Source organism: Ectopseudomonas oleovorans, assembly GCF_003052605.1.
GTDB classification, from domain to species: domain Bacteria; phylum Pseudomonadota; class Gammaproteobacteria; order Pseudomonadales; family Pseudomonadaceae; genus Aquipseudomonas; species Aquipseudomonas oleovorans_A.
The window spans coordinates 1-10,359 of the sequence record NZ_QASO01000096.1; the positions used below are offsets into that span (position 1 = coordinate 1).

A 10,359-nucleotide genomic window follows, 5' to 3' on the forward strand; every position below is an offset into this window, starting at 1 on the left:
GTAGGAGCGGCGCCCCGCCGCGAACAATGGCTGCACCACAAGTATCGAGCCGGCCTCAACAGCTTCGCCCCGAGGCGGGGCTCCCACGCCAATCCAGCAAACGACGCGACCCCTGTAGGAGCGGCGCCCCGCCGCGAATAGCCATCACCCTGCAATACCGAAGCAATAGCTAAAGGCTGCGCCCAACTGCCCTCATATCCACACCGCATCCCAATGCGGATAATCACCCGCTCGTTCCACGAGCCCGGCTCTCAAGGGGTTCGACACCACATATCTCGCCACACTCCGAACATCCTCCTCCCGACGCAGCGCATGATCATGGAATCCCTTCTGCCATATCGGCCTACCCAGGCGCTTGGCGGAAATGGATTTGACCCTGCCCACCAAGCGGGTCAGGTCCTCATTCTGTAGTTGCAATAGCCAGTGCAGATGATCAGGCATCACGACAAAGCAGAGCGTTTGATGCGATCCAAGCAACTGATCTTGACGAATGACCCGTATGAGCGTGCGCGCCGCTGAAAAATCAGCAAAAACAGGCAGACGACCATTGGTTACGGTGGTGACAAGATAGATTTGTCCGCTACTGGACCAGCGTCCGTCGCGAAGTCTGTGTGAGGCGTAGCGTTTCTCTGTCATCGGATTCCCTTCCGCAGGAGTGTCTAATTCCAGCTTAGACGAGTGTGGTTCTGGGAAAAGCTTCGCCCCGAGGCGGGGCTCCTACGCCAGCCCAGCAAACGACGCGACCCCCTGTAGGAGCGGCGCCCCGCCGCGAACAGTGGCGGCTATCCCACAATCCCGAACGCAACCCCAAAGCTTGGCCCCGAGGCGGGGCTCCTACGCCAACCCAGCAAACGCCACCGCCCGCGTAGGAGCGGCGCCCCGCCGCGAACAATGGCTGCCCCACAAATATCGAGCCGGCCTCAACAGCTTCGCCCCGAGGCGGGGCTCCCACACCAACCCAGCAAACGCCACCGCCCGTGTAGGAGCGGCGCCTCGCCGCGAACAATGGCGGCTATCCCACAATCCCGAGCGCAACCCCAAAGCTTCGCCCCGAGGCGGGGCTCCTACGCCAACCCAGCACACGCCACCGCCCGCGTAGGAGCGGAGCCCCGCCGCGAACAATGGCGGCTATCCCACAATCCCAAACGCAACCCCAAAGCTTCGCCCCGAGGCGGGGCTCCTACACCGATCCAGTATGCCTGTCACACAAAGCCCGCATCATCACAACTAACCGCAAAACTCGCTAACACATTGTTTTTTAGGCTGTTCAAAAGCTGATCAGCGTGCTACAACCGATCCATCGAGTCTTCTAGCCGCTTGAAAAAGAAGGGAAAACCATGACCAAGTCGGAGTTGATCGAAAGAATCGTCACCCACCAGGGCCAGCTTTCCTCCAAGGATGTCGAGTTGGCCATCAAGACCATGCTGGAGCAAATGTCCCAGGCGCTGGCCACGGGAGACCGCATCGAGATTCGTGGTTTCGGTAGCTTCTCGCTGCACTATCGCGCTCCGCGTGTAGGGCGTAACCCCAAAACCGGCCAATCGGTACGTCTGGATGGCAAGTTTGTACCGCATTTCAAGCCGGGCAAGGAGTTGCGTGATAGGGTCAATGAGGATGAGTAAGCAACTGTAGAGCCCTTCGCTCGTGTCGACCCCTTGTTAGATGGCAATCTGACATAAAGCGCCTCTCGTACTTGCGAAATTACAGAAAACGGTCAAAATGTGTGGCTTTTCACAAAGCATCTGGTTGCTACGCTTTCAGCTGGTTGAACTCACCAGCTTTATCTGAGCAGCCATCCACATTGCTGGGCTGAGTCCCTTTGAATTTCGCCAGCGTTAGGGATTGACTCGTGCGGTACCCCTCCATTGTTCATCATGGCGCTGTAACGGGTGTGACGGGCTCTTGCCATCAGCTACAGATGGATCATGAGCATGCGTTGCTAATTGACTGTGGCCTATTTCAAGGCGCGGAAACCTCTCCAGAAGGCCGTGCGAATGCCGGTAACCTCGCCATCGATTTTTCCCTGGATGGTATCAGGGCTCTGGTCGCAACCCATGTTCACATCGATCATGTTGGCCGCATTCCCTATCTGCTAGCCGCTGGCTTCAAAGGCCCGATTCTCTGCAGTGAGCCATCAGCCAAGCTGCTACCTATCGTTCTCGAAGATGCCTTCAAGCTTGGTTTTAGTCGCGATCAGAAACAAGTCGAGCGTTACCTCAAGCTAATCGAGCAGCGCATCGTCGCTTTGCCCTACAAACAATGGTTCAGCTTGATCGACACGCCGCAACTCAACGCGCGGATTCGTCTACAGCGTGCTGGCCACATCCTCGGCTCGGCCTACGTCGAAGTGGATCTGCACTACCCCGAGACGGGCGAGAAGAAACGCATTGTGTTTTCCGGCGACCTCGGCGCACCCCATGCCCCAATCCTGCCGGCGCCGAAAGCTCCCTACAAAGCCGATATTCTGGTTATCGAAAGCACTTACGGCGACCGCCTGCACGAAGACCGCCGCAGTCGTCGTGCGCGACTGGAAAAAGTGCTCGAACACGCGCTGAGTAACCAGGGCACAGTGCTGATACCCGCCTTCAGTATTGGTCGCACTCAAGAGTTGCTCTATGAGCTGGAAGACATCATCCATCGCAGAGCGCTGAAAGAATCTACCAAAGCTCAGTCAAGTGCTTCAAAACCGGGCACCAGCAAAGCTGCAACGCTCGACTGGACGAATCTACCCATCATTCTCGACTCCCCGCTGGCCAGTCGTTTTACAGCGGTATACCGCGAGCTCGATCATTTCTGGGACGCAGAGGCGAGGGCGCGCTTGGCCAAGGGCCGTAATCCATTGGCTTTCCGTAACCTGCTTACGGTCGACAGCCACCAGGCACACCTGGCCATGGTCAACCGTCTGGCCCAAACCACTCAGCCGGCTATCGTTATAGCCGGCAACGGCATGTGCTCCAGCGGGCGTATCGTCAACTACCTAAAAGCGATGCTGGGTGACGAGCGGCATGATGTGCTGTTCGTCGGCTACCAGGCCGAGGGTACGCCGGGACGACAGATCCAGCGTTTTGGCCCGCGTAGTGGCTATGTGGAATTTGACGGGCAGCGCTATGACATTCGCGCTCAGGTGCATACCATGGGCGGCTATTCAGCTCATGCCGACCAAGCCGGGTTGCTCAAGTTCGTAAGCGGCATGCGCAACAAGCCCGGAGAAATTCGTATCGTGCATGGCGAACCAGATGCCAAGCGAGAGCTCGCACGGATGTATCGGGCTTTATATGCACAAGCAGGATGTCCGCTCAACGTAGTAGTTCCGGGTTAAACCCGTGCTTTTTGCAGGCACTTATCAGATGCCAGCAAGAGCAAACACCAACGTTTTTCAATGATAATTAGACCTCGGAGATAGTGTGAGTACCGAACCCGCAAAGCCCTACGAGCCCATAGCAGATGAAATCGATCTTGTGGAGCTGTTCCAGAAACTCTGGCAACAGAAGTACCTGATCATTGCCTGTACGCTTGCCGTAGCGGTCTGTGCTGCAGGCTACGCTTGGCTTGCCACGCCTCACTATCAGGTGCAAAGCATGCTACGACCGGCTCCATTAAAAGAGCTGGATGAACTCAATAGTACGGGCGTATACAGCTTAACGCCTGAAGAAGCACTGCAACGCGTAGGTGCAGCACTGGACTCCTACAGTTCACGCTCGCAGTTTTTCCGAGACAATCAGGCTTTATTTGAACCGCTAAAGAAGGGTGACAAGACCCTTGAGCAGGTATTTGAGGATTTTAAGGAAAACTTCACCTTGTTGCAGCCGGATCCAAAGAAAACCAACAACCTTACGCCTTATGTTGGGCTGCGTCTTGAATACCCTGAATACTTAGATGGCGTGACCATTCTCAATGGTATGGTCGAGCAAGCCATCATCGATGAGCGCCGCCGTGTGGCGCTCGATCTGGAAGGCGTTATCCAGAACCGCCTGAACAAGATCGAACGGCAAATGGCGGCTGCGCGTGCCAGTTATGAGGCCAAGAAAGAGGCGACCATCGCCAAGCTGAGTGAAGATGACAGGCTCCAGATTGCTAATTTGCAAGATGAGCTCAAGGCGCTCAGAGCTGAGCTGCGTACTCGTCGACAGAACCGCATTGCCCAGCTCGACGAGGCTATTGCCATCGCCAAATCACTTGGTATCTCCAAGCCGACCAATCCCACGTCCTTGGGCGGTGTCGATGCAGCGGCAGGGCAGGGTAACGTTTTCCGTACAGAAGTGATCAGCCAGCAGTTCCCCCTGCACTTCATGGGCACTGAAGCCCTGGAGGCCGAGCGCAATATCCTGCTCAAGCGTCGTTCGGATGATCACACCGAGCCAAAAATCGCTGCGATCCAGAAGAAACTGCAGATGCTCGAGCACAACCGCCAGATCGAGATGATGCAGAGCCGGGAGAATGAAGACCTTTTCCTGGCCAAGTTGGCAGAAATGCGTGAAGAAGCGGCTCGTTTAAAGAGTATCCGGCCTAATCTTGAACAACTGAACCTGGTGCGTATCGACCAGCCGGCTATCAAGCCACTTAAACCCATCAAACCCAAGAAAATGCTGATCGTGGCAATTGGCTTGGTGCTGGGCGGCATGCTCGGCGTATTCGTCGCGCTGATCCGCATCGTATTTACCGGGAACCGTACGCGAAGCGCCTGATTCACCTATTGCCCTGCTGCATGGCAATGCAGGGTGTTGCTGCACTCGATCGAGAAGAATTACTCACCGTGACCACGTTAACCTGCTTCAAAGCCTACGACATCCGCGGCCAGCTCGGCGCTGAGCTCAATGAGAACATCGCCTACCGCATTGGCCGCGCCTACGCGCAGTTCCTTGATGCCAAACGCATCGTGATCGGTGGCGATATGCGTCTATCCACTGCAGGCCTCAAGCAGGCCCTGGCCAACGGCCTGATGGACGCCGGCTGCGACGTCATCGATCTGGGCATGACCGGCACCGAAGAAGTTTACTTCGCCGCCTTCCACCTCGATGTCGACGGTGGCATCGAAGTCACCGCCAGCCACAACCCCATCGACTTCAACGGCATGAAGCTGGTGCGCCGCGGCGCCCAGCCGATCTCCGGTGATACCGGCCTCAAGGACATCCAGCGCCTGGCCGAGGCAAACGCCTTCGCGCCGGTGCAAAAACGCGGCAGCCTGACCCGCCAGTCCTGCCAGGATGCCTACATCGAACACCTGCTCGGCTACATCGACGCCCCGGCGCTCAAGCCGCTCAAGCTGGTGGTCAACGCCGGCAACGGCGCTGCCGGCCACGTCATCGACGCCCTGGAACGGCGCTTCCAGGCCCTCGGCGTGCCGGTGCAGTTCATCAAGGTCCACCACCAAGCGGACGGCCGCTTCCCCAACGGCATCCCCAACCCCATCCTGCCGGAAAACCGCCCGGCCACCGCCGATGCGGTCAGGGCGCACAATGCCGACATGGGCATCGCCTGGGACGGCGACTTCGACCGCTGCTTCCTGTTCGACGAGAACGGCGAATTCATCGAGGGCTACTACATCGTCGGCTTGCTCGCCGAAGCCTTCCTGAAGAAGGAACCGGGCGCCAAGATCATCCACGACCCGCGCCTGACCTGGAACACCATCGATATCTGCGAGAAGAACGGTGGCCAGGCCATCCAGAGCAAGACCGGCCATGCCTTCATCAAGGAGCGCATGCGCAAGGAAAACGCCATCTACGGCGGCGAAATGAGCGCCCACCACTACTTCCGCGACTTCGCCTACTGCGACAGCGGCATGATCCCCTGGCTGCTGGTCGCCGAACTGATGAGCCGCCAGGGTAAGAAACTCTCCGAGCTGGTGGGCGAGCGCATGGCCGCCTATCCGTGCAGCGGCGAGATCAACTACACCGTCAACGACGCCAAGGCCGTGCTCGCTGCCGTGCAGGCGCACTTCGCCGAGCAGAACCCCAAACTGGACACTGCCGATGGCGTGAGCCTCGAGTTTGCGGACTGGCGGATGAATCTGCGCGTGTCCAATACCGAACCGCTGCTGCGACTGAACATCGAATCCAGACATCAGGCGAGCCTGGTGGCGGATCAAGTCAAGGCAGTTGAACGCATCATTGCCGCCTCTGAACGTAACTGAGGCGAATAGCTTGAAAGGAATAGACGAGAAATGAAGCTTATCCCCGTGATCATGTCTGGTGGTGTTGGCAGCCGGCTCTGGCCAGTATCCAGAGAGGCCCATCCCAAGCCGTTCATGCCGCTGCCGGATGGCCAGAACCTGCTGCACAAGACCTTCGTGCGCGCGGCCTCGCTGGACGATGTGGCGGAGGTGATGACCGTCACCAACCAGGAACTGTTCTTCAAGACCGAAGACGAATATCTGCGCGCTAGCCAGGTCCGCAGCCCGCAAAGCTTCATTCTCGAGCCCTTCGGATGCAACACCGCGGCTGCAGTGGCCGCTGCCGCGCTGCAGCTGGAGAGCGTTCACGGGGCGGATGCCCAGATGCTGGTGCTCGCTGCGGATCACCTGATCGCCGATCAGGCGGCCTTTGCCGAAGCGGTCAGGAAGGCCCAGGCACTGGCCGCCGAAGGCTGGCTGGTAACCTTCGGCATCCAGCCCGAGTATCCGGAAACCGGGTTCGGCTATATCGAAGCGGATGCTCGCACGCCGCTGGGCGGTGGCCTGAAGGTGCAGCGCTTCGTCGAAAAGCCTGACCTCGCCACGGCCCAGGAGTATGTGGCGGCCGGCAACTACTACTGGAACTCGGGCATGTTCTGCTTCCGGGTCGGCAGTGTGCTGGCGGAACTGCAGAAACATGCAGTGGATGTACTCGAGGCCGTACGTGCCACTCTCGAGCAGTCGCGGCTGAGCGAAGGGGACAAGCACCGCTGCGTGCGCCTCGATGCCAAACAGTTCGCCGCCGTGCCGGACATTTCCATCGACTACGCACTGATGGAGCGCTCGGAGCGGGTCGCCACCGTACCCTGCGACATCGGCTGGAGCGATATCGGCTCCTGGAATGCCATGGGCGAGCTCACCGCGGCGGATGCCAGCGGCAACCGCCTGGAAGGCGAAGTGCTGGTGCATGGGGCGCACAACAACTATGTGCAAAGCCCTGAGCGCCTGACCGCATTGGTCGGCGTTGAAGACCTGATCGTCGTGGATACCCCCGATGCCGTGCTGGTCGCCCACAAGGATCATGCGCAGGACGTCAAGCACATCGTCAGTCAACTGAAGAAGAGTGGCCACGACGCGCACCTGATGCACCGTACCGTCCACCGTCCCTGGGGAACCTATACCACCCTGGAAGAAGGCGAGCGCTTCAAGATCAAGCGCATCGTCGTCAAGCCAGGCGCTTCTCTGTCGCTGCAGATGCACCACCACCGCAGCGAGCACTGGATCGTGGTCAGCGGCATGGCCCGTGTTGTTAATGACGAGCGCGAGCTGCTGCTCGATACCAACGAGTCCACCTTCATCCGCGCTGGCCACAAGCATCGTCTGGAGAATCCCGGGGTGATCGATCTGGTGCTGATCGAGGTGCAGAGCGGTGACTACCTCGGCGAGGACGATATCGTGCGTTTCGAGGATGTCTACGGGCGCGCCGGAAAATGAACACCCCGGTAGAGCAGCTATATGGCAACTCTCTACGGCGACTGAACGCCACCCCCCGCGCAGGTGGGAATTCAGAGGCAAGCGCCTTGCCATACTTCGCCACAACCATCGAAACCTTGATCAAGGTAAGTCACTGATGCCAGCAGCAGTCAGGGCGCTTTGGGCCTACCGGGGCTTCATCCTCGGTAGCGTCAAGCGCGAGTTCCAGTCCAAGTATCGAAACTCCCTGCTGGGAGTGGCCTGGACCATTCTCCAGCCATTGGCGATGATCATCGTCTATACGGTGATCTTCTCCCAGGTCATGCGGGCAAAGCTGCCCGGAGTGGAGGGCCTGTTCGGCTATAGCATCTACCTGTGCGCAGGGGTGATCACCTGGGGCTTCTTCAGCGAAGTCGTCAGCCGCGCACAGAACATGTTCATCGACAACGCCAACCTGCTGAAGAAGCTCAGCTTTCCACGGCTGTGCCTACCGGTCACCCTGGTGCTCAATGCCAGCCTGAACTTTGCGATCATCTTCGGCTTGTTCACGCTGTTTCTGCTGATCAGTGGTCAGTTTCCGGGGTGGGTGTTCTTTGCCTTGTTCCCCGTGCTGCTGATTCAGGTGCTGTTTGCCATCGGGCTGGGTATCACGTTAGGCGTGTTGAACGTGTTCTTCCGCGATGTCGGCCAGTTGTTCACTGTGGCGCTGCAGTTCTGGTTCTGGCTGACGCCAATCGTCTACCCTTCCAGCATCCTGCCGGCGGCCGTGCAGCCGCTCATGCAACTGAATCCCATGGCCTCTCTGATCGGCGCCTACCAGCAGATCCTCGTACATGGGCAATCGCCGGACTGGGGCAGCCTGTGGCTTCCGGCCCTGCTGGGCATCCTGCTGTGTGTATGGGGCCTGCGGCTGTTCAGGAAGCACTCCGGCGAACTGGTGGATGAACTCTGATGGGCAGTATCAGTGTACGTAATCTGGGCAAGGCCTATAAGCAATATCCGACGCGCTGGTCGCGGCTGGCAGAGTGGCTGATTCCGCTCAGCAAACCGCGCCACAGTCTCAAATGGGTTCTGCAGGATCTCAACTTCGAGGTCCAGCCAGGCGAGGCCGTCGGCATCATCGGTATCAATGGCGCGGGCAAGAGCACCCTGCTGAAGATGATCACCGGTACCACCCAGCCAACCACCGGCAGCGTCACTATCACTGGTCGCGTGGCGGCCCTACTCGAGCTTGGGATGGGCTTTCATCCCGACTTTACCGGCCGACAGAATGCGATCATGGCCGGGCAGTTGCTGGGCTACAGCGTCAAGGAAGTGACCGAACTGATGCCGGAGATCGAGGCCTTTGCGGAGATCGGCGATTACATCGACCAGCCGGTCAGGGTCTACTCCAGCGGCATGCAGGTACGCCTGGCATTCAGTGTGGCTACGGCCATCCGCCCGGATGTGTTGATCGTCGATGAGGCATTGTCGGTAGGGGATACCTACTTTCAGCACAAGAGCTTCGAGCGCATCCGCGAGTTTCGCAAGCAGGGCACCACGTTGCTGATCGTCTCTCACGACAAGCAGGCGATTCAGTCCATCTGCGACAGGGCAATTCTTTTGACCGCTGGTAGATTGGCTATTGAGGGTCAGCCGGAAGCGGTGATGGATTATTACAACGCGTTGCTGGCTGAGAAAGAAAGTAATACCCGACAGGTGTTAACGACGAATGGAAAGACTAAAACGCAATCGGGAAGCGGTGAGGCTCAAATATTAAGCGTTGCCTTGTTGGACTCTAATAGTGAGCCGGCTGAAGTGGTTGAGGTCGGAGCCTATATTGCTTTGGAAGTTAAAGTTAGAGTAAATTTTGAAGTTCCAACGCTTGTCCTCGGATATATGATTAAGGATCGTTTGGGGCAACCGGTTTTCGGTACGAATACTTATCACCTAAAGAGCGTTGAAAAAGATTTGTGTGAAGGTGAAGAATTATTGTATAGGTTCAGCCTCCAGGCAAATCTAGGGTCAGGTACCTATTCGATTGCGCTCGCCTTGACGGATGGTGCGGATCATCTATCAAAAAACTATGAGTGGCAAGATTTGGCTGTGCTTTTCGAAGTTGTCAACCGAAGTAAAACTCCGTTTGTTGGTAATTGCTGGTTACCGCAAGCGGTGCATATATCTCGCTAGTGCTTGAATATATTTTATTTTCCATCGAAAGGTTAAAACCACCGGCTTTCAGCCGGTGAGCTTTAGCGCCACCATGCGGGGCTGGAGGGCAAGCGCATTGATTACAGATACGGCAGTCATACGGTCTACCAGATCGAGTATCACTTTGTTTGGGTGACTAAGTACCGATACAAGGTGCTCAGCGGTGAGGTTGCTGAGCGAGTGCGAGAGCTGGTGAGACAGACGTGCGAAGCATTTGAAATTCGGATTGTGAAAGGTGTGGTGAGCAAGGATCACGTGCATATTCTGGTGAGCAGTCCGCCGAATTTGGCGCCGAGTGAGATCATGAGGCGGATCAAGGGGCGTACGGCGAGCAAGCTTTTCGAGGAGTTTCCCCATCTGAAAAAGCGCTATTGGGGGCAGCATTTTTGGGCTCGCGGGTACTTTTGCGCGACGGTTGGGCAGATGACGGAAGAGATGATCAAGCAGTATCTGGAGCATCATTTTGAGCCGAGCCCGAACGATAATTTCAGGATGGAGCCTGACTGATCCGACGCGTCGTTCAGTCGACGCGTATCCGGACTTTCAGTCCGTAAGTCACTAACCCACCGACTTCAGTCGGTGGTTGT

Annotated in this window: 9 protein-coding genes; 8 read left to right on the top strand and 1 reads right to left on the bottom strand. The window is 57.5% G+C overall.

Going from position 1 to position 10,359, the window contains the following annotated elements; all coding sequences use genetic code 11:
- Positions 1–192 precede the first annotated feature (192 nt).
- Entirely contained in the window at positions 193–636 is a 444-nt protein-coding gene (locus DBO86_RS15755; RefSeq protein WP_108234181.1) for an REP-associated tyrosine transposase, read from the bottom strand.
- 701 nt (positions 637–1,337) lie between these two features.
- Here DBO86_RS15755 and ihfB point away from each other — a divergent pair.
- The 8 genes from ihfB to tnpA all read left to right on the top strand — a co-directional run bounded on the left by ihfB (position 1,338) and on the right by tnpA (position 10,279).
- Positions 1,338–1,622: an integration host factor subunit beta gene (gene ihfB / locus DBO86_RS15760; protein WP_003243558.1), complete on the top strand. Its 285-nt coding sequence runs from the start codon at positions 1,338–1,340 to the stop codon at positions 1,620–1,622.
- Positions 1,623–1,849: 227 nt separating this feature from the next.
- Entirely contained in the window at positions 1,850–3,319 is a 1,470-nt protein-coding gene (locus tag DBO86_RS15765; protein ID WP_108234182.1) for an MBL fold metallo-hydrolase RNA specificity domain-containing protein, read from the top strand.
- An 85-nt stretch (positions 3,320–3,404) separates the two neighbouring features.
- On the top strand, positions 3,405–4,685 hold the full coding sequence (locus DBO86_RS15770; protein WP_108234183.1) for a Wzz/FepE/Etk N-terminal domain-containing protein: 1,281 nt from the start codon (positions 3,405–3,407) through the stop codon (positions 4,683–4,685).
- A 68-nt stretch (positions 4,686–4,753) separates the two neighbouring features.
- Entirely contained in the window at positions 4,754–6,130 is a 1,377-nt protein-coding gene (locus DBO86_RS15775) for a phosphohexomutase domain-containing protein (RefSeq protein ID WP_167399136.1), read from the top strand.
- A 30-nt stretch (positions 6,131–6,160) separates the two neighbouring features.
- Complete coding sequence (locus DBO86_RS15780; RefSeq protein WP_108234185.1) at positions 6,161–7,603, top strand: mannose-1-phosphate guanylyltransferase/mannose-6-phosphate isomerase; 1,443 nt, start codon at positions 6,161–6,163, stop codon at positions 7,601–7,603.
- 133 nt (positions 7,604–7,736) lie between these two features.
- Positions 7,737–8,534 (top strand): ABC transporter permease, encoded by a 798-nt coding sequence (locus DBO86_RS15785; protein WP_279630290.1) that lies wholly within the window; start codon positions 7,737–7,739, stop codon positions 8,532–8,534.
- A complete protein-coding gene (locus DBO86_RS15790; protein ID WP_108234187.1) occupies positions 8,534–9,751 on the top strand; it encodes an ABC transporter ATP-binding protein in 1,218 nt (405 codons plus the stop codon). The genes DBO86_RS15785 and DBO86_RS15790 overlap by 1 nt, the downstream gene beginning before the upstream one ends.
- A gap of 96 nt (positions 9,752–9,847) precedes the next feature.
- On the top strand, positions 9,848–10,279 hold the full coding sequence (gene tnpA / locus DBO86_RS15795) for an IS200/IS605 family transposase (protein ID WP_003460108.1): 432 nt from the start codon (positions 9,848–9,850) through the stop codon (positions 10,277–10,279).
- Positions 10,280–10,359 lie beyond the last annotated feature (80 nt).